This window comes from Nonomuraea maheshkhaliensis (assembly GCF_039529435.1).
GTDB lineage: Bacteria > Actinomycetota > Actinomycetes > Streptosporangiales > Streptosporangiaceae > Nonomuraea > Nonomuraea maheshkhaliensis.
Genome location: NZ_BAAAMU010000035.1, coordinates 29235 through 53248, shown reverse-complemented (window position 1 = coordinate 53248; position 24014 = coordinate 29235). Strand labels below are relative to the sequence as shown.

General features: G+C 71.9%; 26 protein-coding genes. 12 read left to right on the top strand and 14 right to left on the bottom strand.

Translation table 11 applies throughout. The features are described from left to right. Window positions 1–181: 181 nt before the first annotated feature. The 3 genes from ABFX54_RS23880 to ABFX54_RS23870 are packed head-to-tail and all read right to left on the bottom strand — an operon-like array spanning window position 182 to window position 1761. The gene (locus ABFX54_RS23880) at window positions 182–391 is read right to left on the bottom strand and encodes an FmdB family zinc ribbon protein (RefSeq protein ID WP_346108176.1); all 210 of its coding nucleotides are present in this window, start codon (window positions 389–391) and stop codon (window positions 182–184) included. A gap of 18 nt (window positions 392–409) precedes the next feature. Then, window positions 410–1207: a GNAT family N-acetyltransferase gene (locus ABFX54_RS23875; RefSeq protein ID WP_346108175.1), complete on the bottom strand. Its 798-nt coding sequence runs from the start codon at window positions 1205–1207 to the stop codon at window positions 410–412. 47 nt (window positions 1208–1254) lie between these two features. Then, window positions 1255–1761, bottom strand: coding sequence for an HNH endonuclease (locus tag ABFX54_RS23870; RefSeq protein ID WP_346108247.1), 507 nt, complete (start codon window positions 1759–1761; stop codon window positions 1255–1257). Window positions 1762–2044: 283 nt separating this feature from the next. Here ABFX54_RS23870 and ABFX54_RS23865 point away from each other — a divergent pair, with 283 nt between their 5' ends. Genes ABFX54_RS23865 through ABFX54_RS23855 form a run of 3 tightly spaced genes read left to right on the top strand, consistent with a single transcriptional unit; the run spans window position 2045 to window position 5281 of the window. Beyond that, complete coding sequence (locus ABFX54_RS23865; protein ID WP_346108173.1) at window positions 2045–4102, top strand: prolyl oligopeptidase family serine peptidase; 2058 nt, start codon at window positions 2045–2047, stop codon at window positions 4100–4102. A 31-nt stretch (window positions 4103–4133) separates the two neighbouring features. Beyond that, window positions 4134–4925, top strand: coding sequence for a helix-turn-helix domain-containing protein (locus ABFX54_RS23860; protein ID WP_346108172.1), 792 nt, complete (start codon window positions 4134–4136; stop codon window positions 4923–4925). Between the two features lie 5 nt (window positions 4926–4930). After that, window positions 4931–5281, top strand: coding sequence for a VOC family protein (locus ABFX54_RS23855; protein WP_346108170.1), 351 nt, complete (start codon window positions 4931–4933; stop codon window positions 5279–5281). On the opposite strand, the gene ABFX54_RS23850 is transcribed toward ABFX54_RS23855, so the two are convergent. Next, window positions 5282–5578 carry an SbtR family transcriptional regulator gene (locus ABFX54_RS23850; protein ID WP_346108169.1) on the bottom strand — a complete coding sequence of 99 codons (297 nt, stop codon included), beginning with the start codon at window positions 5576–5578 and terminating at the stop codon, window positions 5282–5284. Here ABFX54_RS23850 and ABFX54_RS23845 point away from each other — a divergent pair. Next, complete coding sequence (locus tag ABFX54_RS23845) at window positions 5489–5893, top strand: zinc-binding dehydrogenase (protein WP_346108245.1); 405 nt, start codon at window positions 5489–5491, stop codon at window positions 5891–5893. The two genes, ABFX54_RS23850 and ABFX54_RS23845, sit on opposite strands and share 90 nt — an antisense overlap. On the opposite strand, the gene purU is transcribed toward ABFX54_RS23845, so the two are convergent. Further along, the gene (gene purU / locus ABFX54_RS23840; RefSeq protein ID WP_346108167.1) at window positions 5890–6744 is read right to left on the bottom strand and encodes a formyltetrahydrofolate deformylase; all 855 of its coding nucleotides are present in this window, start codon (window positions 6742–6744) and stop codon (window positions 5890–5892) included. The two genes, ABFX54_RS23845 and purU, sit on opposite strands and share 4 nt — an antisense overlap. Window positions 6745–6935: 191 nt before the next feature. On the opposite strand from purU, the gene ABFX54_RS23835 reads away from it, so the two are divergent. Together ABFX54_RS23835 and ABFX54_RS23830 are read left to right on the top strand one after the other, a co-directional pair. Further along, on the top strand, window positions 6936–7886 hold the full coding sequence (locus tag ABFX54_RS23835; protein WP_346108165.1) for an inorganic phosphate transporter: 951 nt from the start codon (window positions 6936–6938) through the stop codon (window positions 7884–7886). Window positions 7887–7941: 55 nt separating this feature from the next. Beyond that, window positions 7942–8532, top strand: coding sequence for a DUF47 domain-containing protein (locus tag ABFX54_RS23830; RefSeq protein ID WP_346108164.1), 591 nt, complete (start codon window positions 7942–7944; stop codon window positions 8530–8532). Between the two features lie 16 nt (window positions 8533–8548). On the opposite strand, the gene ABFX54_RS23825 is transcribed toward ABFX54_RS23830, so the two are convergent. Further along, entirely contained in the window at window positions 8549–9511 is a 963-nt protein-coding gene (locus ABFX54_RS23825) for an SDR family NAD(P)-dependent oxidoreductase (RefSeq protein ID WP_346108163.1), read from the bottom strand. A gap of 52 nt (window positions 9512–9563) precedes the next feature. Continuing rightward, window positions 9564–10445 carry a TIGR03620 family F420-dependent LLM class oxidoreductase gene (locus ABFX54_RS23820; protein WP_346108161.1) on the bottom strand — a complete coding sequence of 294 codons (882 nt, stop codon included), beginning with the start codon at window positions 10443–10445 and terminating at the stop codon, window positions 9564–9566. 149 nt (window positions 10446–10594) lie between these two features. Between ABFX54_RS23820 and ABFX54_RS23815 the strand changes: the two genes are divergently transcribed. Both ABFX54_RS23815 and ABFX54_RS23810 read left to right on the top strand, forming a co-directional pair. After that, entirely contained in the window at window positions 10595–11563 is a 969-nt protein-coding gene (locus ABFX54_RS23815; protein ID WP_346108160.1) for a YbgA family protein, read from the top strand. A 10-nt stretch (window positions 11564–11573) separates the two neighbouring features. After that, the gene (locus tag ABFX54_RS23810; RefSeq protein ID WP_346108159.1) at window positions 11574–12020 is read left to right on the top strand and encodes an NUDIX domain-containing protein; all 447 of its coding nucleotides are present in this window, start codon (window positions 11574–11576) and stop codon (window positions 12018–12020) included. A gap of 34 nt (window positions 12021–12054) precedes the next feature. Here ABFX54_RS23810 and ABFX54_RS23805 read toward each other — a convergent pair whose 3' ends face one another. Both ABFX54_RS23805 and ABFX54_RS23800 read right to left on the bottom strand, forming a co-directional pair. Further along, complete coding sequence (locus ABFX54_RS23805) at window positions 12055–12864, bottom strand: hypothetical protein (RefSeq protein ID WP_346108158.1); 810 nt, start codon at window positions 12862–12864, stop codon at window positions 12055–12057. A 15-nt stretch (window positions 12865–12879) separates the two neighbouring features. Then, the gene (locus tag ABFX54_RS23800) at window positions 12880–13506 is read right to left on the bottom strand and encodes a TetR/AcrR family transcriptional regulator (protein ID WP_346108156.1); all 627 of its coding nucleotides are present in this window, start codon (window positions 13504–13506) and stop codon (window positions 12880–12882) included. A gap of 79 nt (window positions 13507–13585) precedes the next feature. Between ABFX54_RS23800 and ABFX54_RS23795 the strand changes: the two genes are divergently transcribed. Next, on the top strand, window positions 13586–14524 hold the full coding sequence (locus ABFX54_RS23795; RefSeq protein WP_346108154.1) for a zinc-binding dehydrogenase: 939 nt from the start codon (window positions 13586–13588) through the stop codon (window positions 14522–14524). Window positions 14525–14546: 22 nt separating this feature from the next. On the opposite strand, the gene ABFX54_RS23790 is transcribed toward ABFX54_RS23795, so the two are convergent. Next, entirely contained in the window at window positions 14547–15692 is a 1146-nt protein-coding gene (locus ABFX54_RS23790; RefSeq protein ID WP_346108152.1) for a pyridoxal phosphate-dependent aminotransferase, read from the bottom strand. A 131-nt stretch (window positions 15693–15823) separates the two neighbouring features. Here ABFX54_RS23790 and ABFX54_RS23785 point away from each other — a divergent pair, with 131 nt between their 5' ends. Then, window positions 15824–16276 carry a hypothetical protein gene (locus tag ABFX54_RS23785; protein WP_346108151.1) on the top strand — a complete coding sequence of 151 codons (453 nt, stop codon included), beginning with the start codon at window positions 15824–15826 and terminating at the stop codon, window positions 16274–16276. A gap of 193 nt (window positions 16277–16469) precedes the next feature. On the opposite strand, the gene ABFX54_RS23780 is transcribed toward ABFX54_RS23785, so the two are convergent. From ABFX54_RS23780 to ABFX54_RS23765, 4 genes are all read right to left on the bottom strand, one after another. Next, entirely contained in the window at window positions 16470–18101 is a 1632-nt protein-coding gene (locus tag ABFX54_RS23780) for a tetratricopeptide repeat protein (RefSeq protein WP_346108149.1), read from the bottom strand. Between the two features lie 275 nt (window positions 18102–18376). Beyond that, on the bottom strand, window positions 18377–19630 hold the full coding sequence (locus tag ABFX54_RS23775; RefSeq protein WP_346108147.1) for a DMT family transporter: 1254 nt from the start codon (window positions 19628–19630) through the stop codon (window positions 18377–18379). A 278-nt stretch (window positions 19631–19908) separates the two neighbouring features. Continuing rightward, window positions 19909–20397 carry a GNAT family N-acetyltransferase gene (locus ABFX54_RS23770; RefSeq protein ID WP_346108146.1) on the bottom strand — a complete coding sequence of 163 codons (489 nt, stop codon included), beginning with the start codon at window positions 20395–20397 and terminating at the stop codon, window positions 19909–19911. Further along, window positions 20394–21947: an NsdA family TPR-like regulatory protein gene (locus tag ABFX54_RS23765; RefSeq protein WP_346108145.1), complete on the bottom strand. Its 1554-nt coding sequence runs from the start codon at window positions 21945–21947 to the stop codon at window positions 20394–20396. Before ABFX54_RS23765 ends, ABFX54_RS23770 begins: the two co-directional genes overlap by 4 nt. Window positions 21948–22222: 275 nt before the next feature. Between ABFX54_RS23765 and ABFX54_RS23760 the strand changes: the two genes are divergently transcribed. Further along, window positions 22223–22504, top strand: coding sequence for a hypothetical protein (locus tag ABFX54_RS23760; protein WP_346108143.1), 282 nt, complete (start codon window positions 22223–22225; stop codon window positions 22502–22504). A gap of 640 nt (window positions 22505–23144) precedes the next feature. Then, window positions 23145–24008: a mechanosensitive ion channel family protein gene (locus ABFX54_RS23755; RefSeq protein ID WP_346108142.1), complete on the top strand. Its 864-nt coding sequence runs from the start codon at window positions 23145–23147 to the stop codon at window positions 24006–24008. Window positions 24009–24014 lie beyond the last annotated feature (6 nt).

Sequence of the window (24014 nt, the reverse complement as noted above, 5' to 3'; positions counted from 1 at the left end):
TCGCCGTACTGTCAGAGCGCAGCCCCGACCTGGAGACCGGCGTCACCACCGGCGAAGGGCTGGCCCGGCTGGCGGCGGACGCGCTGACGCGGCCGGGCGACGCGGCCGTCCTCGGCCGGTGGCCGACAGCGGCCGGCGCCCTGACCGCCGAGCCCGGGCTTCCCGAGGGACCGCCGGCGGGTCAGGAGGCGCAGCAGCCTCCGCCGCAGCAGCCGCCGCCACCGCCGGCCTTCGGGGCCGCGGCGCCACCGGTCATGGCGACCGTGGACAGCAGTTTGACCGTGTCGCCGTGGCCTTCCGGGCACGTCGCCGGATCGTCGGAGGCGGACATGGGGCGGGACACCTCGAACGTGGAGCCGCAGGCGCGGCAGCGGAAGTCGTAACGCGGCATGCGCCAAGCTTAGCCCCGTCAGCGATAGGTGAGGTGGGCGTAGTCGGCCACCGGTTCGTAGCCGATCGCCTGGTAGATGGCGTTGCTGGTGGGGTTGTTCAGGTCGGTGAAGAGCACGACCTGCTCGCAGCGCTCCGCCAGGCCGGTCCGGCTGGCGAAGGCGGTGACGGCGGCCCCGTAGCCGCGCCGGCGGCGGGAGGGCGGCGTGTAGACGGGTCCGATGCGGCAGACGCCGCCGGCCGCCGGGGAGAGGGCGGCGAGCGAGACGGGCCCCTCGTCGGACTCCCAGACGAACAGCTCGCGCCCGGCCAGCCGCCGCGCTACCCGTTCGACGACGTCGCCCTCGCCCATGGCGACCTCCTCCCCGAACGCCTGATACCAGCTCACCAGCAGCGGAAAGTCGGCCGGCACCGCGGGCCTGCCCCGGCCGGGCACGTCGGGGACGCTGAGCGTGCCGAGCCGGTAGAGGCGTTCCGAGACGACCCTGTCGGGCGGTCCGAGCAGCCGGGTGACCTCGGCGGTCACGTCGAGCGGGCCCACGAGCGCGGGCAGGCCGCCGTGACGCGCCTGGACGAACGCGCCGACCGCCTCGACCGGCACCGAGAAGAGCCCGACGGGGTGCGGCGGCGTCTGGAAGACCGCCCCGAGAACCTCACCGTCCACCGTCCACCAGCCGAACAGCAGGTCCTTCGCCGGCATGCCGGCCCGCAGGTTGGCCAGGATGGTCAGCGGCACGGTGTTGCGCACCGGGTCGCCGAGCAGGAACGGCTCGGCGACCGCGGCGTACTCCTCGACGTCTGAGGTGAAGGTCCACATGCCTGGCATGGTGTCAGGCGGTGGCACTCCGGCTCAATGCGGTTGTGTCAGGCCGCGGCCTCGAGGTAGGGCGCCCATTGCGGGTCGCCGGCGAGCGAGGCGCCGATGAGCCGCCAGTGGGCGCCCCTTGGCACCGCGGGGCTGACGCGCAGCGTCCACCCCAGCTCCTCAAGGTATTTGTCGGCCTTCCTGTGGTTGCAGGTGGTGCAGGAGGCGACGCAGTTTTCCCAGGTGTGGGTGCCGCCCCTGGACCGGGGGATCACGTGGTCGATGGTCTCGGCCCGCTGCCCGCAGTAGGCGCAGCGGTAGTCGTCGCGCCGCATGAGGGCGGCCCTGGTCAGCGGGATGCGGGACCGGTAGGGAATGCGGACATATCTTCGAAGTCTGATCACCGACGGCACGTCGAGCGTGCGGCTCGCGGAGCGCAGCACCGCGCCCCTGCCGTCACGGTGGACGACGTCGGCCTTCTCCCGCAGCACGAGCACCACGGCGCGGTGCAGCGAGAGGGTGGTCAGTGGCTCGTAGGTGGCATTGAGCAGCAGGACTTGGCGCATCATCGGGCCTCTCCCTGCTGCGCGCGTATCAAAGGGGACATGCCGCGGCATGTCCCGACTGTCGGCCCCTCCTGGGGCACTAGTGCTTCCGTCACGTGGACCTCCGCCGGACGGTCCAGCGGATGGTCACCACGGCACCGTCCTGTCACCAAGTCTGGCGTTTGCACCGTGGTCCCCGCCACCCCAAAAACCTCCTGCCGGAATGACCAAAGGGACTCACGGTACGTTTTATGCCCGCTCGACCAGCGCTTTACGCATGCCCGTTGGCAGTAGGGTTCGAGACATGACCCGAGAGCCGTACCCGACCGCGCGCCGCGACGACGTGGTCGACATCCTGCACGAGACGCCTGTTCCCGACCCCTATCGATGGTTGGAGGATCCGGACAGCCCGGAGACGAAGGGATGGCTGCTCGGGCAGGCCGACCTGTTCGCGAAGGAGCGGGGACCGCAGCGGTTCAAGAGCCGCGTCGCCGAGCTGCTGCGGTCCGGCTCGGTCGGGGTGCCGGTCTGGCGGGGCGGGCGCCACTTCTTCTCGCGCCGCACCCCCGACCAGGAGCACGCGGTCTACTACGTGGCCGAGCCCGACGGCGCCGAGCGGGCGCTGGTCGACCCGATGGCGATCGACCCCTCCGGGCTCACCACGCTCGACGCGGTGCAGCCCGACAAGGAGGGCAGGCTGCTGGCGTACCAGATCTCGGTGGGCGGCGACGAGGAGTCGGTGCTCTACGTCATCGACGTCACCACCGGCGCGCGCGTCGAGGGCCCGATCGACCGGTGCCGCTACTCCCCCATCGCCTGGCTGCCGGGTGGTGCGGCGTTCTACTACGTGCGCAGGCTGCCGAGCACCGAGGTGCCGGAGAACGAGACGCAGTTCCACCGCCGGGTCTACCTGCACCGCGTCGGCACCTCCACCGAGGACGACGTGATGATCTTCGGCCAGGGCCTGAAGATGACCAACTACTACGGCGTGTCCGTCTCGCGCGACGGCCGCTGGCTGCAGGTGTCCGCCCACGAGGGCACGGCGCCGCGCAACGACCTGTGGGTGGCAGACCTGACCGAGTCGCCGATCGACCGGCCGGAGCTGCGGGTCGTGCAGGAGGGCGTGGACGCGCAGACGGGGCTCGTCTTCGGCCGCGACGGCAGGCTCTACGTCCACACCGACCGCGACGCGAGCAGGGGCCGGGTGTGCGTGAGCGACCCGGCGGCGCCGGAGTTCGGCAACTGGCGCGACCTGATCCCCGAGGACCCCGAGGCGGTGCTGTCCGACTTCGCGATCCTCGACGACCTGGAGCGCCCGGTCATGCTGGTGGGCTGGACCCGCCACGCCATCAGCGAGATCAGCGTGCACGACCTGGCGACCGGCGAGCGCCTGGGCGAGGTGCCCACGCCGGGGCTCGGCACGATCGGCGGCATCTCCGAGCGTCCCGAGGGCGGCCACGAGGCGTGGTTCGGCTACACCGACAACACCACGCCGCCCACCATCCAGCGCTACGACGCCGGCACGGGCGAGACCACGCTCTGGGCGGCCTCCCCCGGCGCGGTCGAGGTGCCCGACGTCCGCACCGAGCAGGTGGTCTACCGCTCCAAGGACGGCACCGACGTCCGCATGCTGGTCATCTCTCCGACCGGCGCGGCCGAGGGCCCGCGGCCGACCATCCTGTACGGCTACGGCGGCTTCGGCCTGTCCATGTCCCCCGGCTACTCGGCCTCGATCCTGGCCTGGGTGGAGGCGGGCGGCGTCTACGCCATCGCCAACCTGCGCGGCGGCGGCGAGGAGGGCGAGGAGTGGCACCGCGCCGGCATGCTGGCCAATAAGCAGAACGTGTTCGACGACTTCCACGCGGCGGCCGAGCACCTCATCGCCACCGGCGTCACCACGCCCGAGCAGCTCGGCATCTCCGGCGGCTCCAACGGCGGCCTGCTGGTGGGCGCCGCGCTGACGCAGCGTCCTGAGCTGTACGCGGCCGTGGTCTGCTCCGCGCCGCTGCTCGACATGATCCGCTACGAGAAGTTCGGGCTCGGCGCCACCTGGAACGTCGAGTACGGCTCGGCCGAGGATCCCGAGCAGTTCGGCTGGCTGTGGGGCTACTCGCCCTACCACCACGTCCGCGAGTCGGTGGCCTACCCGGCGACGCTGTTCACCGTCTTCCAGTCCGACACGCGGGTGCATCCGCTGCACGCGTGGAAGACGTGCGCGGCGCTGCAGCACGCCTCGACCTCCGACCGGCCCGTGCTGCTGCGCAACGAGACGGAGGTCGGGCACGGGGCGCGCTCGGTGAGCAGGAGCGTCGACCTGTCCGCCGACACGCTGACCTTCCTGGCCCGGCACACGGGCCTGTAAGGTCCGCCGGCCGGTCGGTAGCCTGGCAGGCATGGAGTCACCGGGGCTGGCCATGGTCGAGGCCGTGCCCAGTGCCGCGCTGCGACCGTACGTGACCAGGCTGTGCGCCTATCGCGAACAGTACGCCGCGCCGGTGACCCGGTCGGAGATGGCGATGCCCGGAGCCGTGCTGATCCTCGCCTTCGGCACCCCGATGGAGGCCGGCGGGCAGCGCGTGACGGCGTTCGGCGGCGGTCTTGGCGACCGTTTCACCGTCACGCGCACGGCGGGCCCGACGGAGGGCGTGGAGGTCTTCCTGACGCCGTTCGGGGCCCGCCGGCTCTACGGGCTGCCGATGCGGCAGCTGCGTAACCAGGTGCTCCCCGCCGGCGACCTGCTCGGGCCGTGGGCGGAGCTGATGGTGGAGCGGCTGGCCGCGACGCCGTCGTGGCGCGCGCGGCTGGCGCTGGCCGATCGGCTGCTGTGCGAGCGGATCGCGGCAGGCCCCGCTCTGGGGCCCGAGCTGCCGTGGGCGTGGGCGCGGCTGCTGGAGTCGGGCGGGCGGCTCGGGGTGTCGTCGCTGGCCGAGTCGCTGGGCTGGAGCCATCGCCATCTCGTGGCCCGCTTCCAGGACCAGATCGGGCTGCCGCCGAAGACGGCGGCCCGGGTGATCAGGTTCGGCCGGGCGGTGCGCCGGCTGCGTTCGGGGGCGGCTCCGGCCGAGGTGGCGGCCGACTGCGGCTTCTACGACCAGGCGCACATGAACCGCGAGTTCAGAGTGCTGGGCGACACGACGCCCGGTCAGATTCGTCCAAGACCCGCGGCCGGCGGCCGGGCATCGTGAATGTCATGACACGAACCGTGTACGCACTCGCCCGCTACCAGGACTGCCAGGCCGCGATCGACTTCCTGACCGGCGCGTTCGGCTTCCGGGTGCGGGAGAGCTCCAAGGACGACGCCGGCGTCGTCAACCACGCCGAGCTGCTGGTCGGCGACGACATCATCATGATCGGACGGGGCCGGCCCGGCGGTCCTGGGATCTACGTGGCCGTCGAGGACGTGGACGCCCACCATGATCGGGCCAGGGCCGCGGGGGCCTCGATCACGATGGAGCTGGTCGATCAGCCGTACGGGTCGCGCGAATACGCCTGCGCCGACCCCGAGGGCAACTCCTGGTTCTTCGGCACCTACCGCCCCTGATCACAGCGCTCGGCCCGGAGCCAGGGACTGTGGGGCCGGGACGGGGAGCGGGCGGGCGGCCTCGGGGCGCAGGCCGTCGAAGATCATGCTCAGGTAGCGGCGCCACAGACCGGGAGCCGTGTCGCTCACGGGAGCCGTGCCCTGTGTGACGGCGTTGATCAGCAGCACGATGTCCGCCCCCGTCACGTCGTCGCGTACCTCGCCCGCCTGCCTGGCGCGGGCCGTCAGCGCCTCGGCGCGGCGGAGACCATCGACCACCGGTCGGCCGACGTCGGTGCCGAGACCCTGCGCCGCCATCCCGGCGGCGTCGACGCGCTGGTCAACCTGGCCCTGCCGGGCGGCGACGTGCCTGCGCTGACTCCGGTCGTGCGGCCCGGCGGCGGCCTGTTCACCGTCGCCTTCCCCAGCCCCGCCCCGGGAACGGGGCTCGAGACCCTGTACGCGACGGTCAGGCCCGGGAACCTGGGGGAGGTGGCCGAGCCGGCGATGCGCGGAGTGCTGCCCTCGGCCGCCGGGCGCCGTTACCGGCTGGAGGACGCCGCGCGGGCCTACGCCGACTGGGAGCGGGAGCACGTGCGCGGCAAGCTGGTGGTGACCGTTCAGCACGCCTAGCGCGGGAAGATGATGGTCTTGTGCCCGTCGAGCAGCACCCGCTGCTCGGCGTGCCACCTGACCGCCCTGGCCAGCGCCACGCACTCCACGTCACGCCCCATCGCCACCAGGTCCTCAGGGGAGTGGCTGTGGTTGACCCTGGCCACCTCCTGCTCGATGATCGGCCCTTCGTCCAGGTCGGCGGTCACGTAGTGGGCCGTCGCGCCGATGAGCTTGACCCCGCGGCTGTGGGCCTGGTGGTAGGGCTTGGCGCCCTTGAACGACGGCAGGAACGAGTGGTGGATGTTGATCGCCCGGCCGGCCAGCTTCGCGCAGAGGTCCTCGGAGAGCACCTGCATGTAGCGGGCCAGCACCACGAGGTCGACCTGGTAGTGCTCGACCAGCGCGAGGACCTCGGCCTCCTGCTTCGGCTTGGTCTCGGGGGTGACCGGCAGGTGGTGGTAGTCGATCCCGTTGGACTGGGTGAGCGGGCGCAGGTCGGGGTGGTTGGAGACGACGGCGACGATCTCGATGTCGAGCGCCTTCGACCGGACGCGGTAGAGCAGGTCGTTCAGGCAGTGGTCGAACCTGCTCACCATGATCAGCACGCGTGGCTTCCTGGCCACGTCACGCAGCTTGAACTCCATGGCGAAGTCGGGCGCGAGGGCGGCGAAGGCGGCGTTGAGCTCGTCTTCACCCAGCGGCGCCGCGAACTGCACCCGCATGAAGAAGCGCTGCCCGACCCGGTCGCCGAACTGCTGGCTCTCGATGATGTTGCATCCGTGCCCGGCCAGCAGACCGGAGACGGCGGCGACCACACCGGGCCGGTCGGGGCAGGACAGCGTCAGGATGTATTCGGCGGGGCTGATCATGGCTTTCACTCTCGCGGGCTCGGACGTGGCGGCGTCATGCGGCTGCCGGGCAGGGTACCGGTCTGCGGCCACGGTCGAGCGTACCGGGAGCGGGGGGTAAGCGAGTCCTCGTCCCCCCCGTTGTCCATCATTGAGCAGATCTAGGGTACTTATTAGTCATAACGCGGCGTCGTAACGTATTCGGGGGGCCTTTGGACGCGGTCATACTCGTGGTGGTCGCCGGTCTGTTCGCCGTCGTCTCCGGGATCAACGACGGTGGTGCGCTCCTCGTGACGGGGCTCAAGCTGCCCACGGTCCGCCCGGCCACCGGCATCCTCACTCTGGTCACGCTGGTGGCGGTGGTCCCGCTCTTCACCCACCAGGTGGCGCTGACGTTCGTGACGCGGCTGGCCTCCTTCGACGAGCCGGGCGGGCGGATCGCGATGACGATCGCGGTGGTCTCGTCGCTCGCCGTGGTGACGGTGCTCAGCGCGAAGGGCCGCCCGACCAGCCTTACCCTGGCCGTCGTGGGCGGCCTCACCGGTGCCGGGCTGGGGTGGGGGCTGCCGGTCTCGCCCGGTTCCGTGGCGCTGGTTCTCGCGTTCGGCGTGGCCGCGCCGTTCGTGGGCGGGCTGGCCGCGTGGATGATCATCCGGCTGCTGGTGAAGACGACGACGGCGCGCAGGTTGTGGCGCTGGCACTGGGCCGGGTTCCTGCTGCAGACCGTCGCGTACGCCGCCAACGACGGGCAGAAGATGCTGGCCGTGTTCATGATCGCGATCGGGTTCACCAGCGCGCCGCTCCCGTACACGGTGCTGGTGGCCGTGCTGTTCGGGCTCGGCACCCTCTACGGGCTGCCCAAGGCGGGCCGCACGCTGGGGCGCGAGATCATCGTCTCCCGGCCTCCGCACGGGGTCGCGGCCGAACTGGCCGCGGGCGCGGCGGTGATCGGCTGCGCCGTCGCGAGCATGCCGGTGAGCATGACGCAGGCCATCGCCGGCGGCCTCATCGGCGCGGGCGTCTCCCAGGGCGGGGGCCGGGTTCGCTGGTACGCCGCCGTCAAGATCGCCACGGCGTGGGTGCTGACGCTTCCCGCCAGCGGGCTGCTGGGCTGGACCCTGGCCCTGCTGGTGAAGGGATTCGCTAGCGTGAGACTCTCGTGAAAGGGGCCAGGTGGTGAAGCGGCTGCGGCGGATCAAGGACTTGATGACCGGTCGCATGGACAGTGCGCTCACTGAGGCGCTGCTCGGGCAGCTCGAAGCGACCAAGGAAGGCGCCTGGCTGGCCATGGCCATGATCGGCGGCGAAGTGGGCAGGACGGGCGCGCACGAGCAGATGCGGACGATCGAACATCTCGGCGACGAGGAACGTGCCCGCCTGATCGACGAGCTCAAGACCGCCCTCGTCACGCCCATCGACCGGGAGGACCTGTTCCGGCTCTCCCGCTCGATCGACGACGTGCTCGACTCGCTGCGCGACTTCGTCCGCGAGTCCCACCTCTACCGGGTGCCCGACCAGATCCGCTTCACCCCGCTGCTCGACCAGGTCATCGTGGGCATCGACGCGCTGGAGAACGCCGTGCGCGACCTCGCCTCCCGCCCGTCCGTGGTGGCCCAGGACGCGCTGGAGGCGAAGAAGGCGGGTGGCGCCATCCGGCGGATGTACCAGTACGAGATCTCGCGGATCTTCTCCGGGGAGATCACCCCCGAGGCGATGAAGGAGCGGGAGCTCGTCCGCCGCCTGGAGATCGTCGGCGTGGCCATCGGCGACGCGGCCGACGCCATCGCCGACGGCGCGATGAAGCGCTGAGCTGAGAAGGACGCCGCTAGCTGGACGCGAACGCGTCGACTCGCGTGAGCTCCGCCGACAGCGCCCACAGGCGGGCGGCCTGGCCGGAGTCGGTCGCGTAGGGGCGCACGCCGGACGGCGCGTCCGGCTCGGTGGTCGGCTCGGCGATGTCGCAGTCCTCGCAGTAGACGCCGCCCATGCCGTCCAGCTGCGGTGACGTCGCCGCCCACACCTGGGTGGCGGCGCCCTGCTCGGGCGTCTTGAAGCTGGCCAGCAGCGCGTTGCCCTCCTCGTCGATCCAGCCCAGCGCGATCATCTCCTCCTTGGGCAGGTGGCGCTGGAGCGGGGTGAGGATGCCGCCCGGGTGCACGGCGAACGCGCGTACGCCGGAATCCTGGGCGAGCGCGTCGAGGTGCACGGCGAACAGCACGTTCGCGGTCTTGGCCTGCCCGTACGCCTGCCACTTGTCGTAGCCGCGCTCGAACATGACGTCGTCCCAGCGCATGCCGGAGCGGCGGTGGCCGCCGGACGAGACGGCCACCACCCGGCCGCGACCCCGGGCGACGGCCGGCCAGAGCAGGTTGACCAGCGCGTAGTGGCCGAGATGGTTGGTCGCGAACTGCGCCTCCCAGCCGGGGCCGACGCGCGTCTCCGGGCAGGCCATGATCGCCGCGTTGCCGATGACGAGGTCCGCGTCGCGGCCGGTCGCGAGGAAGCGCTCGGCGAAGCCGTGGACGCTGGCGAGGTCGCCGAGGTCCAGCTCGTCCACCTCGACCCCGTCGATGTCGCCGAGCGCCTGCCTGGCGACCTCGGGGCGCCGGGCGGGCACGACGACGTGGGCGCCGGCGCCGGCGAGCGCGCGCGTGGTCTCCAGGCCGAGGCCGGAGTAGCCGCCGGTGACGATCGCCAGCTTCCCGGACAGGTCGATCCCGCGCAGGACCTCCTCAGCGGTGCTCCTGGCGCCGAACCCGGACCCGATCTTGTGCTGTGGTGTGGTCATGCCTCCACGGTACGAATTGGACCGCACTCCAGGTCAAACCCCCTCCGGACGGTCAAAGGCCCAGCTCGGGGGCCAGCCGGGTGAGCTGGGCGACGGCGTCGGCGAGGTCAGGCCCCTGCGGCGAGAGCGGCTGGAGCAGGACGTGGTCGGCGCCCGCGTCGAGGTGGGCGCGCACGCGCTCGACGACGGCCTCCGTGCCGCCCCAGGCCACGATGGCGTCCACCAGGCGGTCGGAGCCCCTGTCCGCGAGGTCGTCGTCGGTGAAGCCGAGCGTGCGCAGGTTGTTGAGGTAGTTCGGCAGCTTCAGGTACGTGTCCATGTGGGCGCGCGCTGTCGCGCGGGCGCGGGCCGGATCGTTCTCCAGGATGATCGCCTGCTCCGGGATGAGCAGCCGGTCCGTGCCGAGGATCCGGCGGGCCCGCGCGGTGTGCTCGGGCGGCACGAAGTAGGTGTGGGCGCCGTCCGCCCGCTCTCTCGACAGCTCCAGCATCCGCGGCCGCAGCGCGGCCAGGAGCCGGGGGCAGTCGCCCCTGGGCAGCAGGCGCTCGGCCTCGTCCATGGCGTCCAGGTAGGTGCGCATGGCGGTCAGCGGCTTGCCGTAGTCGTGGCCGCGGCGGGAGACCAGCGCGCCGTGGCTGACGCCGACGCCCAGCAGGAACCGGCCGGGGAAGGCGTCGGCCAGCGTCACCGCGCCGCCCGCCATGGCCATGGCGTCCCTGGCCCACAGGTTGGCGATGCCGGTGCCGACGGTGACGCGCTCGGTGGCGGCCAGCAGCACGGCGGCGCTGGCGAACGGCTCCTTGCCGACGTAGCCCTCGTTGACCCAGATCGACCCGTATCCCAGCGCCTCGATCTCGGCCGCCGCCCGCCGCCCCTCCGCCGCGGGCGCCTGCCCGACCATGGGATGCCACACTCCGACGCGCCCGATCTCCACGACCGCCCCCTTCGCCTGTGCTGTCCGCGTGCGTGATCGCGAGGGGACCGTACCCAGGAGCCTCGGCCGCGTCCCCGGCGGGGGCAAGAATTGGAGTGATCTCCCTGAACTTGGTCGCTTCGTGCCCCGCTTCGGGGCAGGAAGAGGGGGTGAGCACCACGTCAGGAGCGAGCGGACGCCCTCGGGTGGGCGTGTCGTCCTGCCTGGTGGGTGAGCTGGTCAGGTACAACGGCGGGCACAGCCGCGACCGCTTCCTGACCGACGTCCTGGCCCCGTACGTCGACTGGGTGCCCGTCTGCCCCGAGATGGAGGCGGGGCTCGGCGCGCCGCGCGAGACCCTGCGCCAGGAGCAGTCGGGCGAGGGCCCCCGGCTCGTGACGCGGGCGACGCACGAGGACCTGACCGACCGCATGACGGCCCTGGCCGAGCGGCGGGCGGCCGAGCTGGACGTCGACGGATACGTGTTCAAGTCCAAGAGCCCCACCTGCGGCATCCACGGCGTGCCCCTCTACTCCGAGGAGGGGCCGCCGCTCGGGCGGCGCAACCGGGGGCTGTTCGCCGGGATCGTCATGGAGCGTCACCCGCTGCTCCCGGTCGAGGACGAGGGCCGCCTGCGTGACGCGCTGCTGCGGGAGAGCTTCGTCGAGCGCGTCTTCGCCCACGCCCGGCTGCGCGCGCTGCTCGAAGGCGACTGGCGGCCGCGTGACCTGGTCGCCTTCCACGCCCGGCACAAGATGCAGGTGCTCGCGCACGATCCCCAGCTCTATCGGGAGGCGGGCCGCGTGGTCGCGCGGGCGGGGTCGCTGCCGCGCGAGGAGGTGGGCGCCCGTTACGCCGAGGTGTTCCAGCGCGCGCTCGCCACCAAGGCCACCCCGGGCAGGAACGTCAACGTGCTGCAGCACTGTCTCGGCATGCTCGCGCTCGATCCGGTCCGGCGGGCCGACCTGGTGGAGGTGATCGACTCCTACCAGGCGGGCCTGGTGCCGCTGAGCGTGCCCACGACGCTGCTGCGCCATCACGCGCGGGGCGAGGCGGCGGCGTACGTACGCGACCAGACGTACTTCTCCCCCTACCCCGACGACCTGCGGCTGCGTAACCACGTCCCCGCCCGGGGATAACGTTCACCCTGTGAACGCGCTCAACGACCGGCTCGCCGCCCGGGTGGTGTGCCTCGACCGTGACGGCAGGGTGCTGCTGATGCGCTGGTACGACGAGGTCGACCAGGTGGACGTCTGGGAGCCGCCCGGCGGCGGGGTCGAGGCGGGTGAGACGCCGCTGGAGGCCGCCCGGCGGGAGCTGGAGGAGGAGACCGGGCTGCCGGGCTCGGCCGTGCTGGACGATCGCTGCGTCGAGGTCGGGCGGGATTTCCGCTGGCTGGGCGTTCGGTACGTCAAGCGCGAGCCGTTCTACCTGGCCAGGTTCGCCGAGGCCCGCCCTGAGGTGCGTCCAGGGCGGCTGACCGAGGAGGAGTTGGGCGCTTTCCGCGGCCACGTGTGGGCCGCGGAACTGCCCGGGGACGTGCAGCCGCCCGAGCTGGCGGCGGTCGTGGCGGAACTCGTGGGCGAGCGACGGTAAGGCCCTCAGGACCGCTCGCTCTCCCGTCGCCCCGTCAGCGCACGCCGGCCCTCGCCCGCCCGGCTCCTCCGCTCTGGTGGCCCAGCTCTTCCAGCGTGGTGGCCATCAGGTCGCGCAGCAGCGCCCCCGACACCTTCTCGTGCTCCTCCTCCACCGGCAGCCCCTTGCCGATCCGGTCGCGATAGACCTCGCGCGCGTGCGCGTCCACGTAGGGCAGCGCGGTCATCGCGACGACCACGGTGACCCTGGTGCCGCCGCGGGGCAGGACCGCCACGGCGTGGGTGCGCAGGCAGGTCTCCTCGGGGGAGCCGTACCAGCCGCACTTGACCGCCGCCTTGGGCGAGCGCAGCGCGTCTCGGGCGCCGAACGTCTGCTCGTCGCCCACGTCACCCATCCAGCCGAGCACCGTCCCGGCCACCGGGTCGCCCGCCGCGGCGGCCTGGGCGAGCACCGCGTAGGCGGTGCCCACCTCCTCGGCCGCGACCTCGACCGAGCCGAACCTGGACTGGTCGCCGTTCGGCGGCGTCCAGGCCACGCCGGTGCGTTCGCGCAGGTCGTCGAGGATGACGCGGGGGCCGACGGAGAGCCACAGGTTGAGCGTGTCGGCGTTGGAGGAGACGACGACGGCGGGCTCGGCGTGGCGGCGCCACCGCTCGGCGTCGGGGATGTGGGCGGCGCTCATCCAGGCGTAGAGCGGCTTGAGCAGGGAGGCGCAGCGCAGCCGGGTCAGGCCCGACCTGGCGTTGACGGTGCGGGCGGGCGGGCCGCCGTAGCCGCGTCTGATGCCCGCCGCCTGGACGCTGGCGCTGTGGTCGAGGTCACGGAACAGATCGTTGTAGCCCACGCACCCACCGTAGCCCTACGGGGCGTGTCCCCAGCGCCGTTCGTACCACTCGGGGCTCGGCGGTTCGCCCGGCAGGCCGGTCGTGCCGGGCGCGCGCAGGCCGTCGAGGGCGACGGCGAGCAGGCGCTGCTCGACCTGGTCGTGTTCGGGGGCGGGCGGCCCGGGGGCGGGGCGGCTGAACTGCTCGATCAGCAGTGCGATGTCGAGCCGGGTCACGTCGCCCCTGAGCACCCCGGCCTCGTGAGCCCTGGCCACGAGCCGGGCGGCGGCCTCGCCTGCGGTGCGGGCGACACGCCACATCTCGTCGGTGACCTCGATGGTGCCGGCGACCGGCGCCAGCGCGCCCGACCTGTCGGCCACGCTGCCGCGTACGTAGAGTGCCAGCCCTTCCCACGGGTCGGCGTGGGCCAGCCCCGCCTCGGCGCGCTCCAGGCTGCGTTCCATGGCGATCAGGCACAGGCGCTGGAGCAGCTCCTCCTTGGTGCGGTAGCGGCGGTAGAGGCTGCCCATGCCGACGCCCGCCTTCCTGGCGATGGCCGACACGGGGGCGTCGAAGCCCTGCGTGGTGAACACCTCGTGCGCCGCCCGCAGCAGGGCCAGATCGTTGCGTGCGGCCTCGGCCTGCCTGCCGCGTGTGCTCATGACGTACAGGATATTGCGGAGCGCAGCGCTCCGTTAAGCTAGTCGGAGCGATTCGCTCCGATAAGAGATGAGGTACGGCATGCGCGCGGTGATCCTTCGGCGGTACGGCGGTCCGGAGACGCTGGTGGTGGAGGAGGTGCCCGACCCCGTTCCCGGTGCCGGGCAGGTGCTGGTGGAGGTGGAGGTGGCGGGCATCACGTTCGTGGAGACGCAGCTGCGCGCCGACCGGGGGCCGCGCCGTGTCGAGCTGCCGGCCGTGCTCGGCAATGGTGTCGCCGGTACGGTCCGCGCGACCGGGGACGGGGTGGACCCCTCCGTCGTGGGCACGCGCGTGGTCAGCACGCTGGGCGGCCTCGGCGGCTACGCGGAACTGGCCGTGGCCGGGGCCGGCGACCTCATCCCGATCCCCGGGGACCTGTCGTCCGACGTCGCGGTGGCGCTGCTGGCGGACGGGCGTACCGCGCTGGGGCTGATCGGCGCCGCCGCGCCGGCGCCCGGTGAGTGGGTGCTGGTCGAGGCGGCGGGCGGGGGCGTGGGCAGCCTGCTCGTGCAGCTCGCCCGCCGGGCGGGGGCCCATGTGGTCGGCGCGGCCGGCGGCTCGGCCAAGCGCGAGCTGGCCGCGTCCCTCGGCGCCGAGCTGACCGTGGACTACACCGACCCCGGCTGGACCCGGACCGTCCGCGAGGCCACGGGCGGCCTGGACGTGGTCTTCGACGGCGTCGGCGGCGAGATCGGCGCCGCGGCTCAGGAACTGCTCAAGGACGGGGGCCGGCTGAGCGTGTACGGAATGGCGGGCGGGCCGATGACCACCCCCGATCCCCGGGTGACCGCCGTGTCCTGGCCCGCCACGGATCTGCGCGAGCTGGCCAGGCAGGCGCTGGAGCTGGCCTCCGCCGGGCAGCTGCGGCCGGCCATCGGGGCCATGTACCCGCTGGAGTCGGCCGCGCAGGCGCACGCCGCCATCGAGGCCCGCACGATCACCGGCAAGAGCCTGCTCAGACCGGCCCGGCAGCCTTAGCAGGAGCTTGACCCGGCTCGGCTCAGGCCAGCGCTGCCGCGAACCGGGCGCGTAGCTCGGACAGACGCTTGACCGGCTCGGCACTGAAGACCAGGCGCACGTACCGGCGGGCGACCTCCTCCCCCCACGCCGTCATCGGAGTGGCGGCCACGCGCCCGCGTTCGAGCAGGCGGGCCGAGAGCGCGTCCGCCGTCAGCCCCATGGCCTCGGCGTCCACCAGGCACGACCAGCCGCCGCCCGCCCGTACCAGCGGCAGGTCGGCGAGCTGGGCGACCACCGTCTCGTGGCGGGCCTGGTATTCGGCCACCGCCTCCGCGACGCCCGACGGCTCCCTGAGCGCGGCGGCGGCGCCGATCTGGTGGAACCCGCTGGCCACGGTCGTGTTGTAGATGGTCGCCACCATGATCCGGGACATGATGTCGGCCGGGCCCGCCACCCAGCCGATCCGCCAGCCGATCATGCGGTATTCCTTCGACACCGACCCGATGATGATCGTGCGCTCACCCAGGCCCTCCACGCGGCACGGGTTGATCCGCGGATGACCGTCGAACACGATGCGCTCCATGGCCGCGTCGTAGATCAGGTAGGCGCCGGTGCGCTCGCAGGCCCGCGCCACCGCCGTCCAGTCCTCCTCGTCGAGGACCACGCCCGACGGCATCGACGGGCTCATCAGCAGCAAGGCCGCGGCCGAGCGCACCTCGCCGAGCGCGTCGCGGTCCAGCCGCCAGTGGCCGCCCTCCACGCGCAGCGGGACCAGGTGGGGGCGGGCACCCGACAGGCGTACGCGCTGGAGCAGGCCCGCGTAGGTGGGGTCGGTGAGGACCACCTGGTCGCCGGGCTCGGTGGTGGCCAGCAGCACGGGCATGACCGCCGAGGTGCCGCCCGAGGTGATGGCGATCTGGCGTACCGGGTCGTAGTCGAGCCCGGTGCGCAGGCGCAGGTCCGCCGCCACCGCCTCGCACAGCTCGGGCAGACCGGTGAACGGCAGCCAGCTGTTGCCCGTCCCCTCCGCCAGGGACCGGGTCGTCGCGGCCACGGCCGCCGGCGGGGGCGGGACGTCGGTGTCGAGGTTCTCCATCCGCAGCACGTCGGGATCGGCTCCGGCCGCGGCGGCGACCTTGTCGATGTCGAACGGCTGAACCTGCGCGAATCGGGAGTTGGGCCGCATCACAGCACCTCCATCGAAGGGCGTTCCGTATACGGAACGGTCCCTCAGCCACGAACCCCTGTCAAGCGCCCCGAGCGCAAGCAGGAACAGACGGGCGTCCGGTGGGCTCGGCGGGTGGCAGCATGGGCGACATGAGGGGGCGTATGGGGCGGGCGGCGGCGGTGTGCGCCGTGCTCGGCGTGCTGTGGTGGGCCTCCGTGCGGCTGGCCTGGACCGGCGTCGGCTGCGAGGAATGGGGCTGCCTGCCGCCGGCCCTCGGCCTCGTCGTGGCGATCAGCCTGGCCCTGCTCGCCGGGTTCGCCCTGGCGCTGGAACGGGTGGGCGTGCGGCCGGGGCGGCGGGTGGCGCTGGTGGCCGCGGGCGTGCTGGTGGTGCTGCGACTGGCCGGCGAGTCACTGCCCTCGTGGACGTCACCGCTCGCGGACCTGACCGCGGCAGGAGCGGCGTTCGCGGGAGCGGGTGCGCTGGCGGCGTTCATGACGGAACCGGCGGTGGCGCGACGGTGGAAGGTGGTGGCCGCGCTCGGGCTGGCGGCCCTGCTGCCGATCGCGCTGGCCGCCTCGCTGGCCCGCTACGGCCTGTGAGGTCACGCCGGCCGCCGCCCTGGCATCGCTACGGTCTGAGGAGACGCCACCGCTTCGCCCCGGCGGCGGGACCCTCACCCGCGCCCTCGCCCCGGCGACGAGCACACACGACCGGCAGGACCGCAGGTCGCACGCGGGCCGAGCCGTCACGCTCCGCTGAGGACAGGCAGACCGCGCGACGGCCGTCCGCGTCTCACGACAGGTGAGCCGCGCGATGGTCGTCCGCCTCCGCCTCGGTGTCTCGGTCCAGGGCGCGTAGGGCGACCGCGCGGTTGGCGTACAGGTCGGCCTGGGGTTGTAGGTCGATGGCGCGCGTGAGGTCGGACACGGCCCCCTCCACATCGCCCATCGCGTACCTCAGCACCCCCCGGTTCCCCCACGCCGCCGGCAGGTCGGGGGCCAGGGCCACGGCGCGGTCGAGCGCCGTCCGCGCCTCCGCGTGGCGGCCCGCCGCGGTCTCCAACTGGCCCAGCACCGTGAGCAGATGCGGGCTGTCGGAGGCCAGCGCCAGCCCGGCCTCGACATCGCGCGCGGCCTCCTCGTCCAGCCCCGCCGCGGCCAGCAGCCCGGCGCGGTTGATGTAGGCGTCCACAGTGCCGGGGTCGAGCTCGATCACCCGTCCGAGGTCGGCCAGCGCCCCCTCGACGTCGCCCCGTACGGTACGCAGCTCCGCCCGGTTGTAGTACGCCTCGGGCAGCGGCGGCCCGGCGGCGATGGCCCGTTCGAAGTCCGCCAGCGCGTCGTCGTGGCGTCCGAGCTTGAACAGCAGATTGCCGCGTTCCAGATAGTGGTCGGGAAAGCCGGGATCGATCGCGATGGCCGCCCCGTAGTCCTCCAAGGCCTCCTTGGTGTGCCCGAGCCCGGCCAGCAGTTGCGCCCGGTTGGCCAGCAGCACCATCCGGTGCAGCGGATGGCGCTCCCCCAGCTCGCGCGCCAGCTCGATGGCCGACTCCACCAGCTCGAGCGCGGCGTCCAGCCGGCCCTGCCGCAGCTCGACCAGGGCCAGGCCGTTGCGGTCGAAGCCGAGCTTGAAGGCCCGCTCGGCCGGGTCGGGCAGCAGGGTGGAGATGGCGATGGCCAGGTTGACCCAGGACCTGGCCCGGCCCAGGTCGCGGCGGGCGGGGTCGGGGTGGCGGGCGTCGAGCATGCCGGTCCCGTACGCCGCCGCGGCGTGCATCGCCGGATCCTGGCTGCTCGAACGCACCCGGTCCCAGACCGCCCGCGCCTCGGAGGTGCGGCCGAGCCCGCCGAGCGCGGTCGCCGTGCGCTGGGCGAAGCGCCACCAGCGGGCGCCGCCCGGCTCGGTCCGCGCCATGCCCCGCTCCCCCAGCTCGGCCGCGGCGTGCAGGAAGCCCTCCCGCGTGCAGCGGTCGACGAGCGTCCAGAGCTCGTCGGCGTCGCGGGTGTCGGGCGGGGGTTCGGGGCCGCCGGAGTACACCGTGATCGACAGCGTCGTGGGAGGGATGCGCCGCATCATGACCTCGACCAGCTCGGTGTCGGTCGGGTCGGCCGCGTCGCCGTTGCACACGACCAGCGCCGCGCCAGGGGGCACGGCGTCGCGTACGTACTCGGCCAGGCCGTTGGCCAGCCGCAGCGTCCGGCGCGGGGCGGGCACCAGGATGCGCTCGTCCTCGGAGAGCCCGGCCTCGATCGTGCCGCGTCCGGCCCGGACGAGTCCGGCCAGTTCGGGCGCGGCGGCGAGGATCTCGATGTCGTGCGCTGCCACGAGGGCGGGTGAGCGACGCGAAGTGTCAGGTACCAGGGCCCGCAGCAGCGCCGCGGCCACGGTGTAGGGGCCGCGCGGCCGCCGGTGTGCGTCGATCATCGGCGCGATCAGCCGCGCGACCCCGGGTCGGGCGGGCGGTGAGCCCTGAACCCTGAGGTGGGACCTCTCCTCGATCACCCCTTGTGAATGACGCTGGAGGTCCCTGCCAGCCTCGCGGTTCCAGGCTTGCGGACGACGATGCGCTTCATGACGTGCCTCTCCACTTGGGGGTAATTACCCATTATTGGGCCACCCCACCGGATATCAAGATTTATTCCGATTAAGTGGGAGGCTAATGGATAAAAAGCACTTGCCTTTTGAATGGTATATCTAACCTATTTGGAGCGAAACCACCGGCGCAATCGTGTGGTATGAGGTGCCGAATCCTCCATCAGGTCGCACAAGCACCGGCCGAGCAGGGTGACCGACTGGCAACACCCGGGCCCGTGCGTCCCTTTCGCCCGGACGATGAAGGTCGCCCGCTCGATCAGCCGCTCCAGGCTCGGCTCGGCGCCCCCCTTCAGCGAGCGCGTCTGCCAGGGACACGACCCGGTGTCCCGGCAGGCGCTCTTCGCCAGGTACGTGGCCGCGCCACCCTGCAGCCCCAGCGGATCCTCCCGTCTGGCCCGCCTCCCGTCCAGCGCCCTGGCGGCCAGGCCCGCCACCTTCAGCAGATCACGGCGGCCGAGCTCTTTCCCCGTACGTCCGGTCCTGGTCGGCAGCGCCAGCAGCGTCGCCCCCGCCATCAGCACGCCGCCCGCCACCATGCCCCAGCCGATCTCCTCGTGAAACCAGACCACCGCGATCACGGCCACCCAGACCGGCTGCGAGGACATGAGGATCTGGCTCGGCACCGCGGGCACGTGCGCCTGGGCGTAGGAACGGGCCAGGAACCCCAGCGCGCACGCCACCACGGACAGGTGCGCCAGGATCAGCCAGTCGGACACGCTCCCCGGCACGGAGATCCCGTCGCGCACGGCGGCGCCCCCGGTGAGCACGCCGATCGTGAAGAGCTGGATCACGGTCAGCGCGTACGCGGGAAAGCCGGACGGCCGCCTGGACAGGCGGGCCAGCATGAGCGTGTGGCCGGCGTACAGGGCGGCGGCGGTGAGCGTGACGCCGAGCGCCAGCACCGACACCTTGTGCCCCTCGACCCCGCGCAGCAGCGTGAAGACGGTCATGCCGGCCAGCGCGAGCAGCACCCCGCCCCAGATCCGCCGCCGCACCGGCTCCCTGAACAGCAGCAGCGACAGGATCGGCGTCACGATCACGGTGCAGCCGACGGCGAACCCCGACACCGCCGAGGGCAGGTGATCCAGCGCGAGCGCCTGACCGACCTGTCCCACCCCGAACATCACCCCGAGCGCGATCCCGTGGATCCACGTCTCCCGCGACAGCCCCCGCAGGCTCCTCGGCCGGAACAGGAACAACGTCGTCGCCGCGATCAGATAACGCTCGGCGAGCAGATCCTCCACAGGTAACCGGGGAATGAGATCTTTCATCAGCGGAAAGGCCGACCCCCAAGCGGCGCTGACGAACAACAGAAGCACGGCTCCCAGAAGGGGGCGGGGAGCGGGTACGCCTGCCATGAGAAAAGCATGGCACTACTATTCGCAGCCGTAGATGTACAGGGAGCAGCCGGTGAGGCTTAGCTACACCTGGGTGGTAAGACCCTCACCCGGAGGCTCGGACATCCTTATCCCGGGGATCCGAAAAGTGCTAAATCATCCGGCGGAAGCGATCTCCGGCCACGAGGAGGAAAATCAAGATCGGCGGAAGGGTCACGCCGGGAGCCTCCCGGGAACGGTCACCGGGAAGGACGAGAGGGGGCGGCCCCAGGAGGAGGGGGACGGGGCCGTGCGGTGGTTCAGCGGTCGAGCACGGCCGGCGGTATCAGGTGTTTCTCCCCGTAGACGACGACCAGGTCACCGACCCGTTCGCGGGAGAGTTCGCGCCATCCCTGGCGCGCGTACAGCGCCAGCGCGGCCTCCTGGTTGAGCGTCGTGTCACCTCTGACGCGATGGAACCCGAGCTCGACCGCGCGCCGCTCCAGCGCGACCAGCATGGCCGTGCCGAAACCACGGCCCTGGAACTCGGGGTGCACCCGTAACCGGCACACCTCGGCGGTGCCGGTGTCGACGGGTCTCAGCCCGCCCATGGACACCACCCGCGAGCCCGCCTCCCCGACCAGGAAGTCGCCGCCGCAGGCCAGGTAGATCTCCTGGATGCGGGGGAAGTCGTCGTCGTAGTAGACGCCGTCGCCGGGGACCAGGCCCACCTCCGCCAGGCAGATCCGGTGGAGGGCGAGGATGGTGTCGAGATCGGACCAGCGATAGCGCCTGATCGTCAGCTTCATTTATCAGCGCCCTTCAGGTTGGGCTTCGGCCGCCGCCTGATCAGCGCCTTGAGCCCCTCCAGCCCGGGAGCGTTGGGATCGGCCTCGATGATGGCCTGTTCGAGCCGCAGCGCGGGCCGCACGATGAAGTCGGTGAGATAGTCGTCGGTGATCAGGCTGAGCGCGTTGGTGGCGACGCTCACCGCCTCCCCGACCTCACCGTCGAGCAGCCGACAGTGGGCCTGGTCGAGCCTGATCAGCGTCTGGTCGAAGATGTGGTCGTCGTATTTGCCCAGCGCCTGGTCGAGCACCACCTCGGCCTCGATCGTCTGGCCGAGCTTGGTCAGCACGTCGCCCTGGTAGAAGTAGAGCTGCCGCTCGGTGTAGCCGAACGCCACGTCCTCCTTCTCGTCGGGCTTCATGTGGGAGAAGGCGTTTCTGGCCCGGGCCAGCGCGCGCTTGGCCTGGTCGACGATCTCCTTCTTGCTCTCGCCTCCCGAGAGCATCGCCAGCGCCCTGGCCTCGACGACCGGAGCCATGGCCTGCGCCGGGCACGGCATGGAGCCGGCCATGTCGCGGCTCTTCTTGGCCAGGGTGAGCGCCTCGCGGGCGTCGCCGAAGTAGAGGGGGACGAGCGACTCGCGGGCGGTGATCCACGCCCGCAGCGCGCGGTCGCCGGTCTCGTCGGCCGCGGTGCGCCCGGTGCGGAAGAACGAGCGGGCCAGCCGGTGGTCGCCCAGGTTGATCATGATCATGCCGCTCAGCCCGGACAGTTGCGCGGCCATCCGGCACAGGCGCTCTTGCAGGTCGATGGGCTGGCGACGGGACATGGCGGCGCGTACGGCGCTCAGTTCGAGCAGCACGTCGCACAGCAGTCGCAGCGGCGCCGTCGTCGTGTACTGGCGGCCGAAGCTGACCGTCGACTCCTCCCACTGGTCGAGCATCGCGGCGGACACGGTGGAGGACACCAGCGTCTCGTCCAGCCTGCGCTTGATGCCCTCGCACGCGCCCAGCACCGGCCCGTCGAGCTGCAGGGAGGCGTTGCCGTCGGTGTTGAGCAGCGTTAACAACGTGCGGCGCAGGACGTTTTCGTCCTCCTCCGCGGCGGGGTCGCTCTCCGCGGGCTGCATGAGCAGCTCGCGCTCGGGAGGCGGCGCCGGGCGCTCCTTGATCTCGGTCGTCACGAGCCCCGGCATCCGGTGGCCGTGGCCGCAGATGCACGGCGCGTCGTAGCCGAGCGCGACCGGCTCGACCCGGTAGACGGTGCACAGGTAGTGGAGGTATTCGGGGCCGGGGCGTTTCAGCCCGCTCTCGTACGCCGACAGCAGCGTCTCGCCGATGCCCGGCTGGGGCTTGGCGTCACGCTCGAACAGGGCGCGCACCTGCTCGATGACGTCGGCCAGCGCGATCCCGTAGGACAGGCGGTGCGCCTTGATCCTCGTGGTGCCGAACGGGCCCGTGCACGCTTCGTGGATCTCTTCCGCTATCTGGGCGGACGTGCGCCCGACGGCCAGGCCCTTGGCCCTGATCCGCCGGGCGATCTCCGTCTCCCTGTGCTGTCTGCCGGACATCCCGGCCCCTCTCCCGCATGTCTCGACCGGTCCGCAACTGGTGACTTAGCGTAGTCCTCAGATTGCTGTGCGCCTACCCATGACTATGAAGCAATGCCGGATGGATGGGAAACGCCCGCAACCAGCCTACGGTTAAGGATCGTCCTCCCCGGGACTGTTTCTTACAACCCATGAGTGAGAAGCCACTCCCCGTGAGCGGAACGGGCCGTTGCGCGAGCCCTTGACTTGAGCCATCTTTGGCCCACCAGCAAAGATTCCTGAGGGAGGAACGAACGGTGGGGGACGACAACTTCGAGCTCTTGGAGCGCCTCGTGGCCGAACTCGGCGCTCGCGGGTTGCTCGCACGAGTGGTCCAGACCCAGGGCGGTCGCAGGTTCGTCCGGGTCATCAACCCGCAGGCGACCAGCCTGTCCGAGAACGTCACCTGTCGGCCGGCGTCCTCCGATCTGCCGGACTGGTGGTACTGCTGGTCCTGGGGCGAGCGGATGCACACCGCCGACGACCCGGCCGGCGCCGCGACGAAGGTCGCACGCGTACTCGCCGCCGTGGGGGAGTGATGACCGCGGTGATCCGGGTGGAGCGCAGCCACCACGGCTCACCGCGATCCACGGCGGCTCCTGGGGGCCGGCGGAGTGGCCGGTGCGGAGGGTCTCCCTTTCGCGGGGCCCTGGTCACTCCGCCGGTTCCGGCCCGGCCGCGCACGAAGCGCCTGGCCTGGACGAAGCACCTGGCCTGGACGAAGCACCTGGCCTGGACGAAGCACCTGGCGGGCACGCCACACCTGACGTACGCGCGTCGCGCGCGCGTACGCGACAAGCCACCCTCCCGGTACGCCGGGCGGGTGTTCGGGGGATCCCTCCCGGAACCGGCACGGGACATGCTTCCGGGTGTGTGTCCCGGTCCGAGCCGTCCGTCATCGGAGCGCCGGCTCTCTCCCTCCGCGGCCCAGAGAACCGGCGTCCCCGTCTTCCCCGGCGTGATGTGACGGCGGGCGGTTCGGTCGGCTGGATAATGGATCGAATCGGTCCAAAGAGCCGACCGAACCGTTTCCGGAGGGGATCCACCATAGTGTTACTGCTGGTGACAGCGGAGCCACCGACAGCTTCTCCGTCGGTGATGCCCAACATCGACCAGATGGCCTCACAGATGTCCGCCCTGTGTGAAGGCGACACCGTACTTTGCTCTACCCTGGTCAAGATGTTCGGCGACGCGCCTTGGGCGCCACTGGTCTCCAGTGCGATCACCATCGTGCTCATCCTCGTGCTGGCTTTCATCATCAGGAAGTTCGCGCACCGGGTCATCACGAGAGTGGTCAACAGAGCGGCGACCGGCGGGTCGATCACCAGCCGGTTCCGCAAGGGCGCGGCGACCGACGGGATCGACGCGCTGCTGCACGAGCGCCGCAAGCAGCGGGCCGAGACGATGGGGTCGGTGCTCAAGCACGTCGCCTCGATCGTCGTCCTCGGCACGGCGGTGCTGACCGTGCTCGATCGGCTGACGATCCCGATCGCGCCGCTGCTGACCAGCGTCGGCATTCTGGGCGTGGCCATCGGCTTCGGCGCCCAGGAGCTGGTCAAGGACTTCATCGCCGGCATGTTCATGCTCCTCGAAGACCAGTACGGCGTGGGCGACGTGATCGACGCGGGCGCCGCGGTCGGCACGGTCGAGGCGGTCACCCTGCGCGTCACGCGGTTGCGCGACTCCGACGGCCGCGTCTGGTACGTGCGCAACGGCACGATCACCCGGGTGGGCAACGAGTCGCAGGGCTGGTCACGGGCCTACATGGACGTCCCGGTGGCCTACGACGCCGACGTCGTCGGGGTGCGGGTGCTGCTTGAGCAGGTGGCCGAGGAGATCTGGGCCGACCCCGAGCTGCGCGAGTCGAAGATGGTGGAGCCGCCGCAGGTGTTCGGCGTCGAGCAGCTCTCCGACAGCTCGCTGGTCTTCCGCATCTCCGCCAAGACGCTGCCGTCGGCGCAGGCGGAGGTGGCGAGGGAGCTGCGGCTCCGGGTCAAGACGGCGCTCGACACCGCGGGCATCCCCATGGTCGCCAGCGCCTAAGCTAGG